Raw genomic sequence first — 22842 nt, 5'->3', positions numbered from 1 at the left:
GGTAGAGGATTGGGGAGTCGGCGCGCCAGGCGTTACGGCGCGCCGATTCACGGCATTGATCAGTAAACGCGCGGCTTCGGCGGGACCACGTCCACGTCCTTGCTGAGCGTGTACATGTGCACCGGACGGTAGTCGAAGCTGCACTGGCCCTTGTCGTCGACGTTGACCAGCGTGTGCTTGTGCCAGTTGACGTCGTCGCGGTCCGGGAAGTCCTCGTGCGCATGCGCGCCGCGGCTCTCGTGGCGCTGTTCGGCCGAGTTGATCGTGGCCACGGCGTTGAGCAGCAGGTTGCTCAGCTCGTAGGTTTCGATCAGGTCCGAGTTCCAGACCAGCGAACGGTCGGAGACCTTCACGTCCTGGAAGCTGTCGAACACCTTGGCCATCTTCTCGCAGCCTTCCTTCAACGTCTTACTGGTGCGGAAGACGGCTGCGTCAGCCTGCATGGTGCGCTGCATGTTGTCGCGGATGACCGAGGTCGGCGTGTCGCCATTGGCATGGCGCAGCTTGTCCAGCAGGCCCAGCGCCTTGTCGCAGCTGTCCGACGCAAGCGTCTTGTGCGGCGCGCCCGACTTGATGGTTTCGGCGCAGCGGTTGGCCACCGCACGACCGAACACCACCAGGTCCAGCAGCGAGTTGGAGCCCAGGCGGTTCGCGCCATGCACCGACACGCAGGCCGCTTCGCCGATGGCGTACAGGCCCGGCACGACCGCATCGGGGTTGTCGCCGACCTTGCGCACGACTTCGCCGTGGTAGTTGGTCGGGATGCCGCCCATGTTGTAGTGCACGGTCGGCAGCACGGGGATCGGCTGGGTGGCCACGTCGACGCCGGCGAAGATGCGGGCGCTTTCAGCGATGCCGGGCAGCTTTTCGTTGATCACTTCCGGGCCCAGGTGGGTCAGGTCGAGCAGGATGTGGTCCTTGTGCTCGCCGACGCCGCGGCCTTCGCGGATTTCGATGGTCATGGAACGGGCGACCACGTCGCGCGATGCCAGGTCCTTGTAGTGCGGTGCGTAGCGCTCCATGAAGCGCTCGCCGTTGGAGTTGCGCAGGATGCCGCCTTCGCCGCGCACACCTTCGGTGATCAGGCAGCCCGCGCCGTAGATGCCGGTCGGGTGGAACTGCACGAACTCCATGTCCTGCATCGGCAGGCCGGCGCGCATCGCCAGGCCGCCGCCGTCACCGGTACAGGTGTGGGCCGAGGTGGCGCTGAAGTAGGCGCGGCCGTAGCCGCCGGTCGCCAGCACCACGCCGTGCGAACGGAACAGGTGCAGCGTGCCTTCGGCCATGTCCAGTGCGAGCACGCCGCGGCAGACGCCTTCTTCGTCGAAGATCAGGTCGAGCGCGAAGTACTCGATCATGAAGCGCGCGTTGTGCGCCAGCGACTGCTGGTACAGCGTGTGCAGCATGGCGTGGCCGGTGCGGTCGGCGGCAGCGCAGGTGCGCTGGGCAGCCGGGCCTTCGCCGTACTTGGTGGTCATGCCACCGAACGGGCGCTGGTAGATCTTGCCTTCTTCGGTGCGCGAGAACGGGACGCCCTGGTGCTCAAGCTCCAGGATGGCCGGGATGGCCTCGCGGCACATGTATTCGATCGCGTCCTGGTCGCCCAGCCAGTCCGACCCCTTGATGGTGTCGAAGAAGTGGTAGCGCCAGTCGTCCTCGCCCATGTTGCCCAGCGCGGCGGAGATACCGCCCTGCGCGGCCACGGTGTGCGAACGGGTCGGGAAGACCTTGGTGATGCAGACGGTCTGCAGGCCCTTTGCGGCCAGGCCGAAGGTGGCACGCAGGCCCGCGCCGCCGGCGCCGACCACGACCATGTCGTACTTGTGTTCGGTGATCTTGTATGCGGAAGACATGCTGGCTCAGTTCCCGAAAGCGATGCGGACCACGGCATACACGCTGGCGAGCGCACCGAGGATGCAGATGAAACGGACCACGGTCTGCGCGGCGATCGCCAGCAGCGGCGTGTGAACATAGTCCTCAAGGACCACCTGCACGCCCAGCTGCGCGTGCCAGAACATGGCCAGCAGGAAGGCCACCAGCGCGATGGCGTTCCACGGCTTGGCGATGGCGTCGGTCGCGGCCAGGTAGTCGGCGTGGACCAGGCTGATGACGAAATACAGGAACCAGCAAGCCAGGAAGATCAGGGCCACGGCGGTGTAGCGCTGGATCAGCCAGTGGTGCAGGCCTTCCTTCGCCGAACCCAGGCCGCGGGCGGTCTTCAACGGGGTGCGGTAACGCTTGATGCCGCTCATGCCAGGCCTCCCTTGGCGAAGACGCCGACCCAGATCAGCACCGCCAGCACCAGGCTGCCGCCGCTGACCAGCCAGCCGTTACGGGTAAAGGCCGAGATCGCGTACCCCAGGCCACCGTCCTGCGCCAGGTGGCGGATGCCATTGAGCAGGTGATAGGTGAACGCCCAGGTCCACAGGAACAGGAAGACCAGGCCATACCACGCGCCGGCATGGGTGCCGATGCAGGTCCAGGCGCCGGGGCCGGTGGACAGGGCGACCAGTGCGGCGGTGATCAACAGCGCGCCGAGGGCGAGGATGATGCCGGTGGCACGATGCAGGATGGACGTGGCCATCTGGATCTGCCAGCGATACACCTGGAGGTGCGGGGAAAGCGGACGTTGACGTGTCGCCATTGCGTGGCTCTTTGTCTCGGCTGGGCGGTCAGCTAAGGCCGCGTTGGCTGGAAGGCGCTGTGAGGGTCGACATCAGAAGTCGACACAGCGCCCGTTCTTTTCCCAATCCCCGTAACGCGTCGGCTCGGGGCCGTCGCGCCCACCGATCTCCTTCTGCGCTGGCGCCGGTTCGGGCTGCAGCGTTTCAGGATCGGGTTCGGGGGTGGGAGGTGTTTGGCCTATCATGTGATTCTCGCAACGCACAAAATTTTAAGCCTCACGATCTTGACTGACAACCGTCAAATTCCCAGTGACCGGGCCTTTGCCCTGGCCGACCACGGCGTGGTAGCGCTGCAGGGTCCGGACGCGGTGGCCTTCGCCCAGGCGCAGTTCGCCAACGACCTCAACGCGCTGGAAGACGGCCGCTGGCAGTGGAACGCCTGGCTGACGCCCAAGGGCCGGGTCATCGCCATCTTCGCGGTGCTGCGCGTGGCCAACGACCGCCTGCTGCTGGTGCTGCCCGATACGCCGGCCATTGAGCTGGCCCCGGCGCTCAAACGTTTCGTCTTCCGAAAAAAGGTGGCGGTCGAGGTGCCCGCGGGCCTGCAGGTCCAGGGCGTGCTGGCTGCGCCGGCGCTGGCACAGGGCGCACTGCTGCAGATCGACGGCGATGTGATCGAGCTGGATGTCGGCAGCGCGCATCAGCCGCGCACGCTGCGGCTGTCGTCCCACCCAGTGGAAACCGATGCCGCCGCCCTCGCCCACTGGCGCGATATCGACCTGCGCCACGGCCTGCCGCGTCTGGATGCCTCGCAGCGCGAGCAATGGACGCCGCAGCAGCTCTCGCTGGAACGCCTGCGCGCCTTCAGTGTTAAGAAGGGCTGCTACCCCGGTCAGGAAATCGTGGCCCGCACCCATTTCCTCGGCAAGGCCAAGCGCGGCCTGGCGTTGCTGGACAGCGATGCCCTGCTCGTTCCCGGCGCATCGGTGGAAGAAGGCGACAAGGCACTCGGCCAGATCGTCAGCGCCAGCACGCGTGTGCCCGGCCCCGCCCTTGCCGTCTTGCCGCTGGACCACCCGCCGGGCGAGCTGCGCAGCGCGGGCCTGGCCCTGCGGCTGCTACCGCTACTGGACGGCCTGGCGCGCTGATCGCGCCCGGCCGCTTCCGGCCTCGCGGAAAGGTCAGGCTGCCGGCAACAGGCCCGGTGGCGATGGCATCGCCATCACCTGCGGCAAGGCCAGCATCCGTGCCACCCAGGCCTGCACGGCCGGGAATGGCGCCAGCGACACCCCGCCATCGTCGGCGCAGTGCGTGTAGGCGAACAGCGCGATATCGGCAATCGAGACCGCCTGCCCGCCGAACCAGTCCTGCGCCTGCAGGTGTCGCTCCATCACGGCCAGCGCCTCGGTTGCGCGTTCGCGCAGGCGCGGCAGGTCTGCACGACGCGGCGAATCGGCCGGCGTCCAGCCGCAGATGAAGCGCGCCACGGCCACGAACGGCTCGTGGCTGTACTGCTCGAAGAACAGCCACGCCATCACCTGCGCGCGCGCCCAGGCATTGGCCGGCACCAGCGACGTGCCTTCGGCCAGCCAGCACAGGATCGCGTTGGATTCGGCCAGGACGCTGCCATCCTCGCGCTCGATGATCGGCACCCGGCCGTTGGGATTCTTGGCCAGGAACGCCGGCGTGCGGGTCTGGCCAGCGGCGCTGTCGGTCTCGATCCACTCGTACGGCTGCTCCAGCAACTCCAGCGCCAGCTTCACCTTGTGGCAGTTGCCCGAGGAGGACATGCCATACACCTTGATCATGCGCGGGCTCCTTTTGCCTGCCACTCGGCGCGCGACTGACCCCAGATTTCGACGGACTGGCCATCGTACGGCGCGGGCATCACGCCCATGCGCAGCAGACGGCTGCCCAGCTTGGCCGCAACCTGCTTGGAAGCCTGGTTGTCCGGCGCGATGGTGTGGATCACCTCATCCCAGGCGTGCTGGCCGAGCACCCAGTCGATGGCGGCGGACGCCGCTTCGGGCGCATAGCCCAGGCCCCAGCGATCGCGCTTGATGCCCCAGCCGACCTCGGTTCCGGGCCAGCCTTCTGGCTGCCACGGACCGACCCGGCCGACCCAGTCGCCGGTGGCTTTCTCGAACACGAAGAAGAACCCGAACTGCTGCATCTGCCAGGCACCGACCACCGTGGCCAGGCTGCGCCAGGCGACCGAACGCGGCATCGTGCCGCCGAGATGGCGCATTGCCTCCTCGTCGGTCGCAAATGCCGCCCAGGCATCGAGATCCTCGGCGCGCGGCGGGCGCAGGACCAGGCGCTCGGTTTCCAGTTGCAGGTCGAAGACACTCATGAGGCGGCTCCACGTGCGGCGATGGCCGCGTAGCCCAGCAGTTTAGAGGCGCCGAACAGCGCTCCCACCAACACCAGCATGAAACCCATGCAGATCGCGACCGCGGCCAGCGCGCGACGGCGCGAGCTTCCAGCAACGGCCGCGACGGCGCAGACCGAAGACACGCAAGCCCAGATCCCGCCGATCGCCAGCAGCACACCAGCGGTGAGTACCCCAGGCGCCTCGATGCCCTTGGCCTCGAACGCATCGTGCAGCCAGCCCAGGTGGCCCTGCACCGCCAGCAGCACGCCCAGGGTAAAGACCAGCAGCGGGAAGCCCGCCGCCGCCACCGCGGTGAACAGCACGCCAAAGTCGACCGGTCGCTTCAACCAGCGCAGGGCCAGCTTGAGGATCGACACGCCAATGGCCAGACGCACCCAGGCAAAAAAGGTGGCCACCATCGCGATGCCCCACTGCGCCCACAGCGCGCGACCCTGCAGGCCAGGCTCGAGGCCATCGGCCAGTGCGAAGACGAAAGTCACCAGCAAGAACGTTGCCCAGCCCGAGACCCGCAGCCAGCGCCGCTGTGGCAGCGCGGCGGTGGTCGCGCGCGGGCGGAACAGCATCCCGATCAAACTCCGGCGACGGCGCAGCAGGAAACTCGCCAGCACCAGCAGCGCTGTGACGCACACCGCGACGACCGGCCAGCGCCAATCCTTCCACGTGCTCGCAGCCAGTCCGGTCTGTGGATCCAGATCCAGCGTAAACACCAGCAGGTCGCGGGCCTTGTCCATGTCGCGCGCGGCCCGGGCGATGCCGCTGGCCGGCACCTGGGTGGCCAGGCGCGCCCATTCGCCGGTGATGATCATGGTCTGGCCTTCGACATGCTCGGTCCGCACGAAACGGAACCATGGATTGCTGACCTCCTGGCGCAGGTCCGGCACGTTGATCCGCGTATCGATGTGCAGCGTGATCCGCTGCCGCGCCAGTCGCGGACCCTGCAGCGCGAGCGGCGTGGTGCGCGGCTCGTCAGGGATCTCCTTCATCCAGTCGTTGAGCTGGAACAGCCACAAGTCCAGCGCACTGCCGTCGGCCTTGTCCCAGTTCAGTGCGTAAGTCTCGTGGATGCTGGGCGTCGGGCCGTCGGCCTCGTCCAGGCGCGGATCGCCCTTGGCCTGGAGGCCGTCGTAGAAATCGCGCATATAGCGCAGGTAGCGGCGGCCCTGTTCCTGCGCGCCGTCATTGGCGAAGGCCTCGACGATGTTGTCGCCCTGCCCTTGCCGATAGGTCGTGGCCACCTTGAAGGTCGTGGCATAGCCATCGCCGCGCTCGGTCAGGTCCACGCGCTCGTCCACGTCCACCTGCGGCCGCGACGGCACAGGATACGGCACCTCCACCAAGGCGGTCGCGCCCGACACCAGCGGCAGGCCGCTGCGGAACGGCAGCGCGCGGCGCTCGGCCAGCGGGCCATCCTCGCGATCCCGGGTGCCATCGACCCACACCTCGCCCGACGGCAAGTGCGCGCGGACGACGACGTGGTCGAACACATTGGCGCCCGGCAGCGCCACGCCCAGGTCGTAGCCCGGCCGCGTGTTGACCAGCACCGGCTCGGCGCGGACGTCAGCCAGCGCAAGCAGGGCAATCAGCAGCGTCGCCTTGTCCTTGCAGTCGCCGTAGCGGTTGCGCAGCGTTTCTTCCGGCGCGTGCGGCTTGTGCGAGTTGTCGCCCATGTCCAGACCGGTGTAGCGGATCTGGCCCTGGACGAAGGCCGCCGCACGCAGCAACGAGCTTTCAGGCTGGGCCGGATCGAGCTTGAGCTGGCGCGCGATGTTGTCCGCCACGTCGCGATCTGAAAACGCCCGCGGATACAGCGGCACGGCCCAGTCCACGACCGACTCCCAGTCCTGCACGGTGGACACGCTGATCCGGCCGAAGCTGTCGTGGCCTTCCGGCGTCTCGTCCGGCTCACGCACCGCTGGCAGGTCGTGCGCGGTGATGTCCAGGGTCGCAACGTTGCCGGCCAAGCTGCGCGCCATGTCGAACCCGGGCGCGGTGACCTGCGAACGCAGTGGATGCGTGGCCGGGTAGCGCACCAGCACCCGGCGGAACGCCAGCGGCACGCCGTAACGCGCGGCGTAGGTTTCGTAGTACGCGTTGCCGAAAATCGGGTTATCGCCGACCACGCTGAAGCTGTAATCCAACCGGTCGCCGACGCGCAGGTCCGGCACGGTGATACTCAGGGTCAGCTCGCCGTCCAGCAGGCCGTTGTCCAGATCCTGTTCGCGGCGCAGGCGCGCGTAATGGGCGCGCTCGCGCAGGTCGATGCGCTGGCCATCGCGCACGACCTCCAGCTGGTTCAACACCAGCGACTGGTAATCGGGCTGATAACCGATGCTGATGCTGCCGGCGTCGGACAGGCCGCGCTCGCGCGCCACCAGATAGCGGATATGGCGATGCCAGACCGGCTTGGCGCCGGTCAGGTCGATCTGGTCGGAGACCACTTCGTAGCGCAGGTCATCGCGCTCGGCCGGCTTGCCTTCGGACGGCGCGTCCGCTTCGTTGACGACCCAGGCCGGCGATGCCGCCATCGCCGGACGATCCAGCGCCTTACCCGGCGCCGCGGCACACAGCCACAGCAACACGCCAGCCACACCAGACTTCCACAACATCCTTTCCCCAAGGCCGGCGTCGATGCCGGCGGTGCTGTCACGACGTGTTCGACCGCCACCGAGGTCGCGCCCGGCGCGCATGCGCTGGGCGACGCCCGGTCTCCCTGGCGGTCTTGCCACGATTGTATCCGCGCCCTGCCCCGTCACGTGCGGGCAAGAAAAAAGCCGACTTGCGCCGGCTTCTTTCATTCAATCAGGCGGATCGATCAGCCCTTGCCGTCGGTGTCCAGCGAAGCGGTCTGGGTGACCACGCGGCCGTCGATGACCGGCAGGCGGTCCGAGTCCGGCTTGCTGTCCAGGCGCACGGTCTTTTCCTGACCTTCGTAGCGATAGGTCACGTTGTAGCCGGTGATGTTGCTGGCGCTGCCCATGGCGATACGGCTGCCCGGCTTGTCGTCCATGCGCATCGTGCCCGTGGTGCCATCCGGGTTGCGATAGGTCACGTTGTAGCCGGTGACGGTGGAAGACTCGGAAGTGGCGTTCTCGGTGTGGCACTGGCGCTCGGTGCGCTGAACCACGCGGCCACCGACGTGGTTACGGTCGACGCGGTTGCCGACGAAGCCACCGGCCACGGCACCCGCGGCCGTCGCGGCATCGCGGCCATGACCGCCGCCGATCTGGTTGCCGAGCAGACCGCCGATCACCGCGCCCGCCACCGTGCCGCCGACGTTGCCGTCGCGCTCGGGCAGGCGCTCGTTGACGACCACGTCCTTGCAGACTTCCTGCGGCGTGGTGGTCGTGGTGGTTTCGCGGACCGGATCGGTGCCGATCACGGTGGCGTACAGCGTGCCCTTCTTGGTGACCGGGCTGACGCTGACCACATCGGCGTACTGCAGGGTCGCGCCGGTCGGCACGTCGCTGGCCGGCAGCGCTTCAGTGGTATCCAGCGCGGAGGTGGCCGGCGCTTCGCCTTCCACGGTGGAGAAGGTCTGCGCGGATTCGCGGTGGTTCATGTAGGCCGCCGTGGCGACGCCGCCGAACAACAGGGCGCCGGCGCCGACAAGAATCATGGTGGTGGTGTTCTTCATGGAAGCCTCCGGGCGGGTGGACCCGAGTGATGACTGGGCTGGATTGTTGCCCTCCCAAGCTGAACAAGGCATCGAATGACACACGCCAAACCGCCTGTTGCCTTAATACGGTCTTTTCAGGGACGCGTGCTAGCGTTTGTGCACCGAGACATCCCGAGTTGCCGCCATGCCAAGCCCGATGACCATTCCCCTGATGCGCTGGGCGCGCAAGCTGCGCTACCCGACGCTGTTCAAGATCACCGCGGTGCTGTTCGTGCTGGATCTGCTGATCCCCGACGTGGTGCCGTTCGCCGACGAAATCCTGCTGGGCCTGGGCACCCTGCTGCTGGCCAGCTGGAAGGACCGCAAGGCGGTGCCGCTGGACGTGCCGCCGCAGCGCCCCAGCCGCTGAGCGTGGTGCTCACCGACAGCCACTGCCACCTCGACGTCAGCGAATTCGACACCGACCGCGACGCGGTCATCGCGCGCGCGCGCCAGGCCGGCGTCACCCGCCAGGTCGTACCCGCCATCGCGGCGGCGGGATGGGCGCAGCTCAAGCAGGTGTGTGTGCCGGGCTCAGGCTTGTTCGCCGCCTACGGCCTGCATCCGATGTTCCTGTCCGAACATCGGCCGGAACATCTCGACCAGCTACGCACCTGGATCGAACGCGAGCGACCGGTCGCCATCGGCGAATGCGGCCTGGATTTCTTCGTCGAGGGGCTGGACCACGTCCTGCAGCAGCAGTACTTCGAAGATCAGCTGGCGCTGGCGCGCGAGTTCGACCTGCCGGTGATCGTCCATGCGCGACGTGCGACCGAGGCGGTGATCGTGGCGATCCGCAGGTTCGGCCCGCTGCGCGGCGTGGTCCACAGCTACGCCGGCAGCGAGGAACAGGCGCGGCAGCTCTGGGAGCACGGCTTCCTGCTCGGCCTGGGCGGCCCGGTCACCTACGAGCGTGCGCAGCGCCTGCGACGCCTGGTTGCTTCGATGCCGCTGGAACAGCTGCTACTGGAAACCGATGCCCCGGACCAGCCCGATGCCGGTCATCGCGGCCAGCGCAACGAGCCCGCACGCCTGCCGGTGGTCTGCGAGACCATCGCCCAACTGCGCGGCGTGGCGCCCGAAGTAATCGCCCAGGCGACCTCGAACAACGCGACGCGGTTGTTCCGCTTACCCGGCTGAGGCGGCGTCCGCGGCTTCAGCGCGCTTGGGTTTGAGCAGCAACTCCAGCGCGCGCCCGACCGCGGCGAAGGCAAATGTCCCGGTGATATGCGTGGCGGCGCCTAGGCCGGCGCCGCAATCCAGCTTGAGCGCCGCATCGGCGCCGAGCACCGGGCGCAGGCCGCACACGGTGCCGTCCGGCTGCGGGTACTGCACGTTCTCCAGCGAGTAGATCGCCGAGATGCCGAAGTAGCGCTTGGCTCCCTTGGGGAAATTGAACTCGCCGCGCAGCTTCTTGCGCACCAGCGCCAGCATGGCGTCGTGCTCGGTGCGCGACAGGTCGCGCACGCGCACCTGGGTCGCGTCGGTGCGCCCGCCGGCCGAGCCCACGGTAATCATCGGCAGCTTGCGCCGGCGGCACCAGACGATGCTCTCGACCTTGGTGCGGAAGCTGTCGCAGGCGTCGATGACCAGATCCGGCTGTCCGCCGAGCAGGGCCTCCATGTTGGACGCCACCAGGAAGGACTCCACGACCTCGACCTGGATCTCCGGATTGATCGCGCGGCAGCGCTCGGCCATCACCACGACCTTGTTGCGGCCGTACTGGCCGTCCAGCGCAGGCAACTGGCGATTGGTGTTGGACAGGCAGATATCGTCGGCATCGATCAGGGTCAACTTGCCCACGCCCGAGCGTGCCAGCGCTTCGGCTACCCATGACCCCACGCCACCCAGGCCGATGATGACGACCGAGGACTGCGAAAAGCGCTCGACCGCACCGACGCCATACAGGCGATCGACGCCGGCGAAGCGTTCCTTCCAGACCGTGGAGACGAGAGGGGCAGCGGGAGCAGTGGGATTCATGCGCACAGTTTAAAGGTCGCGGCCTTGACGTCGCGCGTCGTACCATCGGGCCGACCCCAGCACGGAGCCCTCCATGGCCAGCCAGGCATCACGTTTCCTGTTTCTGTTTCTCCTCGGCCTGTTGGTCGGCGCCATCGCCACGGTGATGGCCATGCGCGCACTGCAGGCCCGCAAGGACCCGTTCCCGCACAGCGTGATGCACGTGATGGCCAAGCAGACCGACGTGCTCAAGCAGAACATCGCGCAGAACCGCTGCACCACCAGCGATGCACTGCCGCGCCTGCAGACCCTGCGTGCGGTCGGCAACGATCTGGAAGCCGCCTTCCCCGACCTTGCCGAAGACCAGCGCTTCGTCACCCATGCCAGCCAGTTGCGCGCCACCCTCGACGGCGCCCTCTCGGCCCCGCCGGTCGGCTGCCCGGACACCCAGGCCACGCTGGCCAAGGTCAACGACAGCTGCAAGGCCTGCCACGATGACTTCGCGCACTGAGCAGCGTTGCCTGTTGCATGAACTGCGGCTGAGATCGCCGTTCATGCGAGGCGAAATTGATGTTGCATTCATGACACGCGCAACACGATGCGCCACACACGGTGCAGCCGCACCGCCTGGTCATCGATTCGCCCCAGCGCGAAGGAGTCTGTCATGCACGTTCGAGCCCTTGCCCTCCTGACCGCCGGCGCCCTGACGCTCGGCGGCTGCGCCACCAGCTCGCCGAATTACGGCTACGGCGGCAGCCGTGGCGGCGGCTATTCTTCCGCGCCGCAGTCGCGCTACTGTGCCGACTGCGGGATCGTGACCCGCATCGATGCCGTTGCCTCCAACCGCGCTGCCCCGACCGGCACCGGCGCGGTACTCGGTGGCATCGTGGGCGCAGTGGCCGGCCGCCAGATTTCCAAGGACACCGGCGGCAGCAAGGGCAACAAGAACGTGGCCGCCGTCGGCGGTGCCGTGGCGGGCGCGGTGGCCGGCAACGCGATCCAGAACCGCGTCACCGGCGACACCTACGACGTCACCGTGCGCATGGACGATGGCCGCAGCGTGATCATCAACCAGCGCGACCTGGCGGGCGTGCGCGAGAACACCTACGTGCGCGTGGTCAACGGCAGGGTCGTCATCCGCTAACGCCGGTGCGGGAATGACACCGCAGCTTCGGAAATGAAAAAACCCGGCTGATGCCGGGTTTTTTCGTGGCGCGGCAGCGGGGGAACGACCGCGCCCGTGTTGCATACAGTGGATCAGTCAGGGGTGACCGCATCGGCCTGCAGACCCTTCTGGCCCTGCACGACGGTGAAGCTCACCTTCTGGCCTTCCTTAAGGCTCTTGAAGCCCTGGGTCTGGATGGCACGGAAGTGCACGAACACGTCCTCGCCATTCTCACGGCTGATGAAGCCGAAACCCTTCGCATCGTTGAACCACTTCACGGTGCCAGTTTCACGATCTGCCATTGTCGATTCTCCTTGGAACAGGGGGGTGTGTACGCCTGGGTTGGCGGCTGGTTGCAAGGAGGAAGCGAGGTACGACGATGTAGCGGATCACTGGATCTACCGCATCAGGCCACGATTCACGGTGACCCTGGCAAGCGCAGCGATTCGACAGTAGCGCGCCAAATTTCAAAATGCAACGCTCTTCAACACGCATTCATGTTCGGCTAACCCACTGTTCTGACAGGATAAATAAGTGACATTACAGGCCGTTCTTTACGTTCTGGCAGCCCTGATGATGGTGATCGGGGTGCTTGGGGTGGTGCTTCCAGTACTTCCGGGCCTTCCGCTGACCTTCGCCGGCATGCTGCTGGCGGCCTGGGTGGGCGATTTCCAGCAGGTGGGGTGGGTGACGCTGACGGTACTTGCGCTGCTGACCGCGCTCTCGGTGATCGTGGATGTGCTCTCCACCGCGATGGGCGCACAGCGGGTCGGTGCGAGTCGCAAGGCGATCATCGGCTCGATCATCGGCACCTTCGCCGGGCTGTTGTTCCTGCCGATCGGGATCTTCGTCGGGCCGTTCGCCGGGGCGCTGGTCGGCGAACTGTTGCACGGGCGCGAGCTGCGCCAGGCGACCAAGGTCGGGCTGGCGACCTGGATCGGGCTGGTGATCGGCATGGTGCTCAAGGTGGGACTGGCCTTTGCGATGCTGGCGCTGTTCTTCGTGATGTGGTTCTACTGAAGGCCTGCCAGCAGGCGTCTTCACGCGTCCCGCTTCACCGGACCGCCAAAATTCCTGCGCTTGCCGGCCCGATGCATCCGGGGAACGCCGACGAGCAACGCACCACGCAGGCTTCGCGCGCTGACAGAGCCTGTCGACGCACGGCACACTGCGGGACATCCATCGCCTTACCTAGGTCAACGCCATGCGCCGATCACGCCCCCTGCCCTGCCTGCTGTCGCTGATGTGCGCGGCGGCCCTGCCCGGCGTCGCTGCCGCCCAGGACGGCAAGCCCAACATCAATCCGGCCACGGTCGAAGCCTGTGCGCTGATCGAAATCGATGCGCAGCGCCTGGCCTGCTACGACACCGCGATCCAGCGCAGCACGCCCAGCACCCGTCAGGCCGATGCCGCCGCCGCCCAGGCTAAAGCGCTGGCCAAGCAACAGCGCGAGCTGGATGCCCCGCCCGCCGATGCCCCGATGGGCGAGCGCTTCAAGCACAGCGCCGGCGCGATGTTCGCCGACGACGATTACGACGCAGTCCGCGCCAACGCCGGCAAGGGCTCACTGCTGGATTCGCGCTGGGAGCTGGCGGCCGACTCCAAGCTCGGTGTGTTCCAGATGCGCGCCTACAAGCCGGTCTACCTGCTGCCGGCGTTCTGGACCTCCAAGAAGAACGAGACGCCCTCCTCGCCCAACCCGGACAACACCGTGACCGTGGCGCAGGACCTGCAGAGCCTGGAAGCCAAGTTCCAGCTGAGCTTCAAGACCAAGTTCGTGGAGAACGTGTTCGGCGACAACGGCGACATCTGGGGCGCCTACACCCAGAGCTCGCGCTGGCAGGTCTACAACGGCGACGCCTCGCGCCCGTTCCGCGAGACCAACTACGAGCCCGAGATCATGATGGTGTTCCGCACCAACTACGAGATCGGCGGCTGGCATGGACGCCTGGCCGGGCTGAGCCTCAACCACCAGTCCAATGGCCGTGGCGATCCGCTCTCGCGCAGCTGGAATCGCGTGATCGGCCAGGTGGGTTTCGACCGGGAAAACTGGGCGTTCGTCGTGCGTCCGTGGTATCGCATCCCCGACGGCAACGACGATGACAATCCGGACATCGAGAACTACATGGGCCGCGGCGACGCGACCCTGACCTACAGCCACGATGGCCATGAGTTCTCGCTGATGGGCCGGCACTCGCTGCGCGGCGGCGATGAATCACATGGCGCGCTGCAGGCCTCGTGGGGCTTCCCGATCGACCGCAACCTGCGCGGCCACATCGAGATTTTCCACGGCTACGGCGAAAGCCTGATCGACTACAACCACAAGGCGACCTACGTCGGCCTGGGTATCTCGCTGTTGGAGTGGTACTGATGCAGGTGGTGACGATCTGGCACAACGCGCGCTGCAGCAACTCCCGCGGCGCGCTGGAACTGATCCGCGAAGCCGGCTTCGAACCCACCGTGATCGACTACCTCAACGATCCACCGGATCGCGCCACGCTGGTGGCAACGCTAGCTGCGACCGGCCTGCCGGTGCGCGACCTGATGCGCCACAAGGAACCGGCTTACGCCGAACTGGGCCTGGACGATCCGGGCATCGACGATGCCGCGCTGATCGAGGCGATGCTGCGCAAGCCGGTGCTGATCAACCGGCCGATCGTCATCACCGAGCGCGGCACGCGCCTGTGCAGACCGCCGGAGAAGGTGCTGGAGATCCTGCCAGCCTGAGCGGCTACTCGAACCAGCCGCCGCAGGACACGATGCAGCTGCGCCAGGTCGTGGTGCAGCTGCCGTAATCCGGACTGGGATCGACGCAGCTTGGGCCGCCCGGATTGTTGACCAACTGGCAGCGCTGCTTGTCCGAGTCCTTGACCCAGGGCGAACAGCGCTCTTCCACATGCTCCCGCTGCGATTGGCAGCTGCCTCGCGAACCACTAACCAAATTTTCTGCGGAGCTGTTGCAGCTGTAGCGCTGCTGGTCGCATTGCTCGGCGCAGATGGCGCCGGCCGCACTGGTCGGCCGATGCACCTTGTCTGCCCAGCAGCCGCATAACGCCAGGGTCGACAGCAACGCTGCAGCTCGAATCAACATCCTGTTTCGCATGACCACACTCCCTGTGTGTTTCGACGGGCCTTATTGCCAGTCGATGATGCCTTCGCGACGGTAGGTTTCCTGGAAGGCCGGGCGCGCCTTCATGCCGTCTGCGTAGGCCTTGAGCACCGGCCAGGTGTCGGTGGGCTTGGGCATGTTGCGCGACCAGCGCATCAGCATGGTCAGCACGAAGTCCACCGCGGTCAGCTGCGCGCCGACCAGGTAAGGTCCTTCGGCCTGCAGGTGGTTGGCGACCTGCTGCCAGGCGTGTTCAAGCGTCAGCCGCGAGGATGCCATGACCGCTTCAACTTGCGCCTCGCCAGCCGGCTCATCGGGATAGAACCAGCCGCGATAGGCCGGCATCAGCGTATAGGCGCAGAACAGCATCCAGCGGTAGTAGGCCGCGCGCTCAGGCGTGCCGAGGGTCGGCGCCAGGTTCGCCTGGGGATATAGATCGGCCAGGTGCATGGCGATGGCGGCAGACTCGGTCAGCACCTGCCCGTCCAGCACCAGCGTGGGCACGCGGCCCTGCGGATTGATCGCCAGGTATTCAGCGGTTCTCTGTTCGCCCTTGTCGAAGTCCAGCGCGTGCAGCACGTGCGGCACGCCGAGTTCGATCAGCAGCCAGTGGACGACCAGGGACGCAGTGCTCGGCGAGTAGTACAGGGTATTGGCCATGGGATCTTTGTCGTTGAAGCAGGGGAAGGAAGATTCGGATCAGTCGCCGACCATGCGTCCACCGCAGTCGAGCACGCAGTCCTGATAGGACGTGTTGCACGACGCGCCGCTCGGCTTGGGATCGGGCCCGCCGCCCAGCGTCGCCGGCGCCGGCCTGACCGCGCCGCCACCGCAGGCGGCCTGCAAGGTGTCGCACTGGCGTGCGCAGGCCTGGCCTTCGGGCGTGGCCGGGCGCAGCAAGGTGCCGGGCATCGGCTTGTCATCGGCGCTGGCGCAGGCTGACAGCAGCAACAGGCACGCCGGCAGGATCCATCCTTTCATCGCCACGACTCCGTTCAAAAACAAACAGGGCCGGAGTATGCACGCCGGCCCTGTCGTCTTGCACGAATGACGCGGCGCGTTACGCCGGTTCGACCACCACCGGAATCTTGCCGATCTTGGCCTGCCACAGCTTCGGGCCGGTCTTGTGCACGGACTCGCCGGCCGAATCCACCGCAACGGTCACCGGCATGTCCTTGACCTCGAATTCGTAGATCGCTTCCATGCCCAGATCTTCGAACGCCAGCACCTTGGCGGCCTTGATCGCCTTGGAGACGAGGTAAGCCGAACCACCGACGGCCATCAGGTACACCGACTTGTGCGCCTTGATTGCCTCGATCGCGGCCGGGCCGCGCTCGGCCTTGCCGACCATGCCCAGCAGGCCGGTCTGTTCGAGGATCTGGTTGGTGAACTTGTCCATGCGCGTGGCCGTGGTCGGGCCGGCCGGGCCGACGACTTCATCGCGCACCGGATCAACCGGGCCGACGTAGTAGATGAAGCGGCCCTTCAGATCCACCGGCAGCGTTTCGCCACGGTTGAGCATCTCGACCATGCGCTTGTGCGCGGCGTCGCGGCCGGTCAGCAGCTTGCCGTTGAGCAGCAGCACTTCGCCGGGCTTGAAGGTGACAACCTCTTCCGGGGTGATCGTGTCCAGGTCCACGCGACGCGCGCCCTGCGGGTTGTAGGTCAGCTTGGGCCAGTCTTCCAGCGACGGCGGATCGAGCATCACCGGGCCGCTGCCGTCCAGTGTGAAGTGTGCGTGGCGCGTGGCCGCGCAGTTGGGGATCAGCGCGACCGGCAGGTTGGCCGCGTGGGTCGGGTAATCCTTGACCTTGATGTCCAGCACCGTGGTCAGGCCGCCCAGGCCCTGCGCGCCGATGCCCAGCGCGTTGACCTTCTCGTACAGCTCCAGGCGCAGTTCTTCGGCCCGGTTGGAAGCGCCGCGAGCCTGCAGGTCGACGATGTCGATCGGCTCCATCAGCGATTCCTTGGCCAGCAGCATCGCCTTCTCGGCGGTGCCGCCGATGCCGATGCCGAGCATGCCCGGCGGGCACCAGCCAGCGCCCATGGTCGGCACAGTTTTCAGCACCCAGTCGACGATGGAATCGGACGGGTTGAGCATGGCGAACTTGGACTTGGCTTCCGATCCACCACCCTTGGCAGCCACGATCACATCGACCGTATTGCCCGGCACGACCTTGACGTTCACCACGCCCGGCGTGTTGTCCTTGGTGTTGGTGCGCTTGCCGGCCGGATCGGCCAGCACCGAAGCGCGCAGCTTGTTGTCCGGATGGTTGTAGGCGCGGCGCACGCCCTCGTGGACCATGTCTTCCACGCCCATCGTGGCGTCGTCCCAGCGCACGCTCATGCCGATTTCCAGGAACACGGTGACGATGCCGGTGTCCTGGCAGATCGGGCGATGGCCCTCGGCGCACATGCGCGAGTTGATCAGGATCTGGGCGATGGCGTCCTTGGCGGCCGGCGACTCCTCGCGCTCGTACGCCGCGGAGAGGTTCTTGATGTAGTCGACCGGGTGGTAGTAGCTGATGTACTGCAAGCCATCGGCGATGGACTGGATCAGGTCTTCCTGCTTGATGGAGACAGGCGCGGTGGACGCGGGAACGGCAGCGTGGTTGTGGAGGTTCATGGCTGGCTCGACGCTAGCGGGGAGAAGGAATCCCGTCATTTTAGTCCAAAGCCGCCGCCGGGCTCTGAATCCGCGCTGCGATCTCGTCAGGTCACGCGGGCGCCCAGCGCACCGGTTTCAACCGCAAGGATCGCCAGCAGCACCGCCAGCAGCGACACCGCCTGCAGCACGAAGGCGATCCGCGCCGGCCAGCCGTTGGCCGCGTACCCGCACACCGTGAGCAGCGCGATCGGCGCGGCGCCGAACACCAGCAGCACCCACCATCCCGGCGTACCGCTGTGCGGCACCAACGGACCGGTCAGCCCGATGCCGAACAGCATCAGCGCCAGCGCATTGAAGAACAGCGGGATCAGCAGTTTCATCGCGGTCCATTGTGCATGGCGCCGCGCGGCATCGCACAGGCCAAACGCCATGCACGCCAACGCCCGCAATGGCCTGCGCGACACAAGGCCGCGCCGGTGCAACGCCGCGTCTTTTCCGCGTACACCGCACAGGCCATTGGGGGCGCTAGGCTGCGGCCTTTCCCTTCCAGGCCGACCCGCATGTCGCTGACCTTGTCCCAACTCGCCGTCCCCACCCTGCTCAATGGCCTGCGCCGCCTCTCGCACGTGCTGGAAGTCGGCGCGCGCCACGCCAGCGAACACGGCATCGACCCGGCCACGCTGATCCAGGCGCGCCTGGCGCCGGACATGCTGCCGCTGTCGGCCCAGATCCAGCGCGTCAGCGACACCGCCAAGGGCACCGGCGAGCGCCTGTCCGGCGTGCCCTCGCCCAAGCTGGCCGACACCGAAACCACCTTCGACGAACTGCAGGCGCGCCTGGCCGCGACGATCGCCTACCTGGAATCGCTCACGCCCGAACAGGTCGACAGCGGCGCCGAGCGCGAGATCACGTTGAAGTTCGGCAAGCTGGGCACGCGCTTCAACGGCGTCGACTACCTGCTGCAGTTCGGTCTGCCCAACTTCCATTTCCACGTGGTCACCGCCTACGACATCCTGCGCAACCAAGGCGTGCCGGTGGGCAAGCTGGATTATCTGGGGCCGATCGGCACGCCGATTACCGAGTAAGCCGTCTGCCGGCATTGACGCTTGCGGATGCGGCATCACGGTGGTGGTGCCGTATTTTTTTGTGATCTCTGTCGTGTCCTGCGAGGCGCACGTTTCATCGCAATCGGCTGAACCACGACGCCTGCACCTGACGCAATCACACCGCCGGACTTTTGCCCGGCCTGGCGTCGCGCGTCATCATGTGCGGCTTCGTTGTTGATTCGAATGCCGCCTCATGAAAGAACGCCTCCCCGTCTGGATCCACGACTGGCTGGATGTCCTGGTCCCCGCCGCGCAGGTCCTGCTGATCCTGCTGGCCACCCGCCTGGTGCAACTGCTGGCGCGCCGGCTGATCCGCCGCGCGGTGGAGCGTTACGACCTGCCGCCCGAGCTGGCGATGGGCATGCGCCGCGCCCTGAATTTCCTCCTACTGGTGGCCGCCACCCTGCTGGTGCTGGAACGCCTGGGCGTGTCGGCGACCGTGCTGTGGACGGCCTTCACCGGTTTCGCGACGGTGGCGGCGGTGGCGTTCTTCGCCGCGTGGAGCGTGCTGTCCAACATCTTCTGCACGTTCCTGATCTTCATCACCCGTCCGTTCCGCCTGTACGAAATGATCGAGCTGCTGGAAAACGGCGAAAAACCCGGCCTCAAGGGCAAGGTGGTGGACATCAACCTGCTCTACACCACGCTGCAGGACGCCGACCACATTGACGGCGGTGGCGCGACTTCGATTCAGGTGCCCAACAGCTGGTTCTTCCAGCGTGGCATCCGCCGCTGGCGCGGCACGCACCACGCCATCGGCCCATAAGCACGCTGCTTCAGCGCAACTGGCTGTCCTTGCTGCCGCGGCGATTGATGCCGCCAGCGCCCGCGGCCTGTTCCTCATCATGCGCAGCCTGGCAGGTGACGCAAAGACGCACGCCGGGCACGGCCTTGCGCCGCGCTTCGGGAATTTCGGCATCGCATTCTTCGCAATGCAGCAGGCTCGGCCCGGTCGGCAACTGGCGCCGGGCACGCTGGATCGCGTCCTTCACCGTCGCGTCGATCTGGTCCTGTACCGCGCCATCGTTGGCCCATCCGGTCGCCATGGCAGCCTCCACTGCGTCTGGGAACGTCCGCGCACCTTAGTCCCGCCGACGTGAATCGTCCGCAAGCGGCGCCGCACGATCGTCAAAGACGCCGGGCGTGTGCTTTCGCTAGCATGCGCGCTTCCCGCCTGATCGCCGTCCGCGCATGCCCGCCGCCATCGACGAATGCCAAGCCACCGGTCCGCTGGACCTTGCTGACCTCGTTACGCGTGGCACGCCGCTGGTCCTGCGCGGATTGTGCGCGCATTGGCCGCTGGTACAGGCTGCGGGCACCTCGGACACCGCCTTCGCCCAGGCCCTGGCCGCGCAGGACAACGGCACCCCGGTCGATACGCTGCTCATGCCGCCCGAGGCGCAAGGCGTGGTCGGCTACAACGCCGCGCTGGACGGTTTCAACTACCAGCACTTCAAGGTCTCGGTGACCGACGTGCTCAAACGCCTGGCGCAATACAGCCGGGTCGAACACGCGCCGGTGCATGGCGTGGCGCTGCAGAGCGCGCCGATCGCCGCCTGCCTGCCAGGCCTGCTCGAAACGCACGGCATCGCTGGCCTGCCCGCGCAGATCCAGCCGCGGCTATGGCTGGGCAACCAGGTGACCACGCCCGCCCACTTCGATGCCTTCCACAACATCGCGGTGGTGGCGTGCGGACGCCGCCGGTTCACCGTGTTCCCGCCGGAACAGGTGTCCAACCTCTACATCGGCCCGCTGGATTTCGCGCCGACCGGCGCGGCGATCAGCCTGGCGCGGCTGGATGACGTGGACGATCCACGCTTTCCTCGCCTGAAGGACGCGATGGCGCACGCTTTCATCGCCGACCTCGCACCCGGCGATGCACTGTATCTGCCGCCGCTGTGGTGGCACCACGTCACCTCGCTGGCCAAGCTCAATGCGCTGGTGAACTACTGGTGGCAGCCGCCGATGGCCGATGGCCAGGCGCCCTCGCCCGGCATCGTCGCGCTGCTGCATGCGCGCCTGGCCTTCGCCGGACTGGCACCTGCCGAGCGCGCGGCGTGGCGGGCGCTGCTGGAGCATTACGTGTTCGCCGAAGAAGACCCCGGCGCGCATATCCCCGACGCACGACGCGGCGTACTCGGCGCGCTGGACGCCGAAGCGCTGGCCGCGCTCAAGCAGCGCATCGCGCGCTCGCTCTGATGCGATCTTGACGTCCGCGCCTGCACCCTGACCGACATCCTCTCCACCGGAGCCTTCGCCATGGACCAGACCGTCCACCCGTTTTCCGAACTCTTCGCCCAGCTCGGCCTGGCCTCCGACGAAGCCAGCATCCGCGCGTTCATCGGCCAGCACGCGCCGCTGCCCGACGCCATGCGCCTGGAAGAAGCCCCGTTCTGGTCCGAAGCGCAATCCCAACTGCTGCGCGAAGAGCGCATCGACGACGCCGACTGGGCCACCGTGGTGGATCAGCTCAACCTGGCGCTGCACGCCACGCCCTGAAGACGTCCAAGCCGTCGCAGCGCGCGGCGATGACGGCTTTGTCACCCTGCAGGCGCGGCATTTAGCAGGCCCGCAACCGCCTGCGTGCTATAGCCGTGAAGCTCCAGAGCCCGTCGATTGGAGCGCCGCCATGCACCGTGCCGTCCTGCCGATTCTTGCCGCCGCGCTGGCGGTGTCCTTGCCCGCGCTGGCCCATCATGGGTGGAGCAGCTATGACGCCAGCAAGGCGTTGAAGATCTCCGCGCCGCTGACCGCGGTGCAGTACCGGAACCCGCATGCCGAGGTCAGCGTCGACTACCAGGGAAAGGCCTGGAACGCGGTGCTGGCACCGATCGCACGCATGAACTCCCGTGGCCTGCCGGACGGCGCGCTCACCGTCGGCAAGACCATCACCATCGAAGGCTATCCGCGCCTGGATGGCACGGCCGAGCTGCGCGCCGAGCGCATCACCGTGGATGGCAAGACCATCGAACTGCGCTGACCGTTCGATCGACGTCGCGCCATGGACCTGATGCCGTGGATGCAGGCGCTCGAAGACTCGGCGCTGGGCCAATGGATGCGCGCGGGATGGGGTTATCCGGCCGCCAACGTGCTGCATCTGGTCGGGCTGGTGCTGTTGGTCGGCCCGATCTGCCTGCTCGACCTGCGCCTGTTGGGCCTGGGGCGCAGCCTGAATGCGCTGCAGGTTTCGCGACTGCTCACGCCGTGGGCAATCAGCGGCCTGCTGCTGACGTTGGCCACCGGTGTCATGCTGTTTGCGGCCGATGCCAGCGCGTTGCTCGGCAATCGCATGATGCAGTTCAAGCTGCTGGCCGTGACGCTGGCAGTGCTCAACGCGCTGCTGTTCCGCGCGCGCCATGCGCATCATCTGCCGCACTGGGACCGTCATCCGCCCCCCATCGGGAAGCTCTCGGCTGCGCTCTCGCTGTGCCTGTGGCCGGCGGTGCTGGTGGCGGGGCGAATGATCGCGTACACGTGACGCTTGCTGATGCGCGCGCTGTCGATTTCGCATACGCCCATGCGTCGTCTGGATGCACCCATCGCAGGAAACGCCCATGTCGCTGCAGCTGTTCGCCCACCCGTTTTCGTCGTACTGCCAGAAAGTCCTGATCGCGCTGTACGAGAACGACACGCCATTCGCGTTGCGGCTGCTGGATGCCGAGGCGCCGGACAACTTCAAGGAACTGGTCAGCCGCTGGCCGATCGCACGCTTCCCGTTGCTGGTGGACGGTGCGCGCCAGTGGATGGAGGCCAGCATCATCATCGAATACCTGCAGCTGGCCCATCCCGGCCCGCTCTCGTTGATCCCGTCAGATCCGATGGCGGCGCTGGAGGTGCGATTGCTGGATCGCTTCTTCGACAACTACATCTCCACCCCGCAGCAGACCATCGTGTTCGACAGCCTGCGCGAGCCGGGCACACGGGACGCGCACGGCGTGGCCAAGGCCAGGACCCAGCTGGAAACGGCGTACGCGTGGCTGGAGGACTATCTGGCAGGACGCACCTGGGCGGTCGCCGACCGGTTCAGCCTGGCTGACTGCGGCGCGGCGCCGTTCCTGTTCTATGCCGACTGGACCCACGCCATCGATCCGCGCTTCACCCGCGTCCACGCCTATCGTGCGCGCCTGCTCGCGCGCCCTTCGGTGAAGCGCGCCGTGGACGAGGCGCGGCCATACCGGCATTACTTCCCGCTGGGCGCGCCGGATCGCGATTGAGCGCGCA

Annotated in this window: 31 protein-coding genes; 15 read left to right on the top strand and 16 right to left on the bottom strand. The window is 66.9% G+C overall.

The genetic code is table 11. From position 1 onward, the window contains the following. Nucleotides 1-59: 59 nt before the first annotated feature. The 4 genes from sdhA to BMZ17_RS06145 all read right to left on the bottom strand — a co-directional run bounded on the left by sdhA (nt 60) and on the right by BMZ17_RS06145 (nt 2869). Nucleotides 60-1853 (bottom strand): succinate dehydrogenase flavoprotein subunit, encoded by a 1794-nt coding sequence (gene sdhA / locus BMZ17_RS06160; RefSeq protein WP_093137198.1) that lies wholly within the window; start codon nt 1851-1853, stop codon nt 60-62. A 6-nt stretch (nt 1854-1859) separates the two neighbouring features. Further along, on the bottom strand, nt 1860-2243 hold the full coding sequence (sdhD, locus tag BMZ17_RS06155; RefSeq protein ID WP_093138074.1) for a succinate dehydrogenase, hydrophobic membrane anchor protein: 384 nt from the start codon (nt 2241-2243) through the stop codon (nt 1860-1862). A gap of 5 nt (nt 2244-2248) precedes the next feature. Beyond that, complete coding sequence (sdhC, locus tag BMZ17_RS06150; protein WP_093137194.1) at nt 2249-2644, bottom strand: succinate dehydrogenase, cytochrome b556 subunit; 396 nt, start codon at nt 2642-2644, stop codon at nt 2249-2251. Nucleotides 2645-2716: 72 nt separating this feature from the next. After that, nucleotides 2717-2869 (bottom strand): DUF1674 domain-containing protein, encoded by a 153-nt coding sequence (locus BMZ17_RS06145; RefSeq protein WP_093137191.1) that lies wholly within the window; start codon nt 2867-2869, stop codon nt 2717-2719. 39 nt (nt 2870-2908) lie between these two features. Between BMZ17_RS06145 and BMZ17_RS06140 the strand changes: the two genes are divergently transcribed. Beyond that, on the top strand, nt 2909-3772 hold the full coding sequence (locus tag BMZ17_RS06140; protein WP_093137189.1) for a CAF17-like 4Fe-4S cluster assembly/insertion protein YgfZ: 864 nt from the start codon (nt 2909-2911) through the stop codon (nt 3770-3772). A 33-nt stretch (nt 3773-3805) separates the two neighbouring features. On the opposite strand, the gene BMZ17_RS06135 is transcribed toward BMZ17_RS06140, so the two are convergent. The 4 genes from BMZ17_RS06135 to BMZ17_RS06120 all read right to left on the bottom strand — a co-directional run bounded on the left by BMZ17_RS06135 (nt 3806) and on the right by BMZ17_RS06120 (nt 8653). Beyond that, the gene (locus BMZ17_RS06135) at nt 3806-4432 is read right to left on the bottom strand and encodes a glutathione S-transferase family protein (protein WP_217645731.1); all 627 of its coding nucleotides are present in this window, start codon (nt 4430-4432) and stop codon (nt 3806-3808) included. Next, the gene (locus tag BMZ17_RS06130) at nt 4429-4977 is read right to left on the bottom strand and encodes a GNAT family N-acetyltransferase (protein WP_093137184.1); all 549 of its coding nucleotides are present in this window, start codon (nt 4975-4977) and stop codon (nt 4429-4431) included. The genes BMZ17_RS06135 and BMZ17_RS06130 overlap by 4 nt, the downstream gene beginning before the upstream one ends. Continuing rightward, on the bottom strand, nt 4974-7625 hold the full coding sequence (locus BMZ17_RS06125) for a DUF3857 domain-containing protein (protein ID WP_175485482.1): 2652 nt from the start codon (nt 7623-7625) through the stop codon (nt 4974-4976). Before BMZ17_RS06125 ends, BMZ17_RS06130 begins: the two co-directional genes overlap by 4 nt. Before the next feature lie 206 nt (nt 7626-7831). Further along, nucleotides 7832-8653 (bottom strand): glycine zipper 2TM domain-containing protein, encoded by an 822-nt coding sequence (locus BMZ17_RS06120; RefSeq protein WP_093137178.1) that lies wholly within the window; start codon nt 8651-8653, stop codon nt 7832-7834. Nucleotides 8654-8819: 166 nt separating this feature from the next. Between BMZ17_RS06120 and BMZ17_RS06115 the strand changes: the two genes are divergently transcribed. Beyond that, complete coding sequence (locus BMZ17_RS06115; protein ID WP_093137176.1) at nt 8820-9044, top strand: DUF6116 family protein; 225 nt, start codon at nt 8820-8822, stop codon at nt 9042-9044. A 2-nt stretch (nt 9045-9046) separates the two neighbouring features. After that, nucleotides 9047-9814 (top strand): TatD family hydrolase, encoded by a 768-nt coding sequence (locus BMZ17_RS06110; RefSeq protein ID WP_093137173.1) that lies wholly within the window; start codon nt 9047-9049, stop codon nt 9812-9814. Here the strand turns inward: BMZ17_RS06110 and BMZ17_RS06105 are convergent. Further along, nucleotides 9803-10654 (bottom strand): tRNA threonylcarbamoyladenosine dehydratase, encoded by an 852-nt coding sequence (locus BMZ17_RS06105; protein WP_093137170.1) that lies wholly within the window; start codon nt 10652-10654, stop codon nt 9803-9805. The two genes, BMZ17_RS06110 and BMZ17_RS06105, sit on opposite strands and share 12 nt — an antisense overlap. 73 nt (nt 10655-10727) lie before the next feature. On the opposite strand from BMZ17_RS06105, the gene BMZ17_RS06100 reads away from it, so the two are divergent. Both BMZ17_RS06100 and BMZ17_RS06095 read left to right on the top strand, forming a co-directional pair. After that, nucleotides 10728-11144, top strand: coding sequence for a hypothetical protein (locus tag BMZ17_RS06100; protein ID WP_093137167.1), 417 nt, complete (start codon nt 10728-10730; stop codon nt 11142-11144). A 153-nt stretch (nt 11145-11297) separates the two neighbouring features. Next, nucleotides 11298-11777: a glycine zipper 2TM domain-containing protein gene (locus BMZ17_RS06095; protein ID WP_093137164.1), complete on the top strand. Its 480-nt coding sequence runs from the start codon at nt 11298-11300 to the stop codon at nt 11775-11777. A gap of 113 nt (nt 11778-11890) precedes the next feature. Here BMZ17_RS06095 and BMZ17_RS06090 read toward each other — a convergent pair whose 3' ends face one another. After that, nucleotides 11891-12100, bottom strand: a complete 210-nt coding sequence (locus tag BMZ17_RS06090) for a cold-shock protein (protein WP_093137161.1) — start codon at nt 12098-12100, stop codon at nt 11891-11893. 271 nt (nt 12101-12371) lie between these two features. On the opposite strand from BMZ17_RS06090, the gene BMZ17_RS06085 reads away from it, so the two are divergent. The 3 genes from BMZ17_RS06085 (at nt 12372) to arsC (ending at nt 14525) form a co-directional block, all read left to right on the top strand. Continuing rightward, nucleotides 12372-12818: a DUF456 domain-containing protein gene (locus tag BMZ17_RS06085; protein WP_093137158.1), complete on the top strand. Its 447-nt coding sequence runs from the start codon at nt 12372-12374 to the stop codon at nt 12816-12818. A 223-nt stretch (nt 12819-13041) separates the two neighbouring features. Next, on the top strand, nt 13042-14169 hold the full coding sequence (locus BMZ17_RS06080) for a phospholipase A (RefSeq protein WP_254775238.1): 1128 nt from the start codon (nt 13042-13044) through the stop codon (nt 14167-14169). Beyond that, the gene (gene arsC, locus BMZ17_RS06075; RefSeq protein WP_093137153.1) at nt 14169-14525 is read left to right on the top strand and encodes an arsenate reductase (glutaredoxin); all 357 of its coding nucleotides are present in this window, start codon (nt 14169-14171) and stop codon (nt 14523-14525) included. Before BMZ17_RS06080 ends, arsC begins: the two co-directional genes overlap by 1 nt. A 4-nt stretch (nt 14526-14529) precedes the next feature. Here arsC and BMZ17_RS06070 read toward each other — a convergent pair whose 3' ends face one another. The 5 genes from BMZ17_RS06070 to BMZ17_RS06050 form a co-directional block, all read right to left on the bottom strand. Continuing rightward, nucleotides 14530-14868: a hypothetical protein gene (locus BMZ17_RS06070; RefSeq protein ID WP_093137151.1), complete on the bottom strand. Its 339-nt coding sequence runs from the start codon at nt 14866-14868 to the stop codon at nt 14530-14532. Nucleotides 14869-14931: 63 nt separating this feature from the next. Beyond that, complete coding sequence (locus BMZ17_RS06065) at nt 14932-15567, bottom strand: glutathione S-transferase family protein (RefSeq protein WP_093137148.1); 636 nt, start codon at nt 15565-15567, stop codon at nt 14932-14934. Between the two features lie 39 nt (nt 15568-15606). Further along, nucleotides 15607-15888, bottom strand: a complete 282-nt coding sequence (locus tag BMZ17_RS06060; RefSeq protein ID WP_093137146.1) for a hypothetical protein — start codon at nt 15886-15888, stop codon at nt 15607-15609. A gap of 79 nt (nt 15889-15967) precedes the next feature. Further along, complete coding sequence (locus BMZ17_RS06055) at nt 15968-17533, bottom strand: fumarate hydratase (protein WP_175485481.1); 1566 nt, start codon at nt 17531-17533, stop codon at nt 15968-15970. An 86-nt stretch (nt 17534-17619) separates the two neighbouring features. Further along, nucleotides 17620-17895 carry a hypothetical protein gene (locus BMZ17_RS06050; protein WP_139202801.1) on the bottom strand — a complete coding sequence of 92 codons (276 nt, stop codon included), beginning with the start codon at nt 17893-17895 and terminating at the stop codon, nt 17620-17622. A 180-nt stretch (nt 17896-18075) separates the two neighbouring features. Between BMZ17_RS06050 and BMZ17_RS06045 the strand changes: the two genes are divergently transcribed. Both BMZ17_RS06045 and BMZ17_RS06040 read left to right on the top strand, forming a co-directional pair. Further along, nucleotides 18076-18600, top strand: a complete 525-nt coding sequence (locus BMZ17_RS06045; protein ID WP_093137137.1) for a DUF1993 domain-containing protein — start codon at nt 18076-18078, stop codon at nt 18598-18600. A gap of 214 nt (nt 18601-18814) precedes the next feature. Further along, nucleotides 18815-19387, top strand: a complete 573-nt coding sequence (locus tag BMZ17_RS06040; protein WP_093137134.1) for a mechanosensitive ion channel domain-containing protein — start codon at nt 18815-18817, stop codon at nt 19385-19387. Between the two features lie 10 nt (nt 19388-19397). On the opposite strand, the gene BMZ17_RS06035 is transcribed toward BMZ17_RS06040, so the two are convergent. Further along, entirely contained in the window at nt 19398-19667 is a 270-nt protein-coding gene (locus BMZ17_RS06035; RefSeq protein ID WP_093137131.1) for a DksA/TraR family C4-type zinc finger protein, read from the bottom strand. A gap of 145 nt (nt 19668-19812) precedes the next feature. On the opposite strand from BMZ17_RS06035, the gene BMZ17_RS06030 reads away from it, so the two are divergent. The 5 genes from BMZ17_RS06030 to BMZ17_RS06010 all read left to right on the top strand — a co-directional run bounded on the left by BMZ17_RS06030 (nt 19813) and on the right by BMZ17_RS06010 (nt 22835). Next, nucleotides 19813-20820: a cupin-like domain-containing protein gene (locus BMZ17_RS06030; RefSeq protein ID WP_093137129.1), complete on the top strand. Its 1008-nt coding sequence runs from the start codon at nt 19813-19815 to the stop codon at nt 20818-20820. 60 nt (nt 20821-20880) lie between these two features. Then, complete coding sequence (locus BMZ17_RS06025) at nt 20881-21120, top strand: DUF2789 domain-containing protein (protein ID WP_093137126.1); 240 nt, start codon at nt 20881-20883, stop codon at nt 21118-21120. Between the two features lie 130 nt (nt 21121-21250). Continuing rightward, nucleotides 21251-21601: a DUF6152 family protein gene (locus BMZ17_RS06020; protein WP_093137123.1), complete on the top strand. Its 351-nt coding sequence runs from the start codon at nt 21251-21253 to the stop codon at nt 21599-21601. A gap of 21 nt (nt 21602-21622) precedes the next feature. Further along, a complete protein-coding gene (locus BMZ17_RS06015) occupies nt 21623-22099 on the top strand; it encodes a DUF6644 family protein (protein WP_217645730.1) in 477 nt (158 codons plus the stop codon). A gap of 76 nt (nt 22100-22175) precedes the next feature. Then, nucleotides 22176-22835, top strand: coding sequence for a glutathione S-transferase family protein (locus tag BMZ17_RS06010; protein WP_093137119.1), 660 nt, complete (start codon nt 22176-22178; stop codon nt 22833-22835). Nucleotides 22836-22842: the final 7 nt, after the last annotated feature.

This window comes from Pseudoxanthomonas sp. GM95 (assembly GCF_900109775.1).
Lineage (GTDB): Bacteria > Pseudomonadota > Gammaproteobacteria > Xanthomonadales > Xanthomonadaceae > Pseudoxanthomonas_A.
The sequence above is the reverse complement of the archived record's forward strand: the minus strand, read 5'-3'. Positions and strand labels throughout refer to the sequence as shown.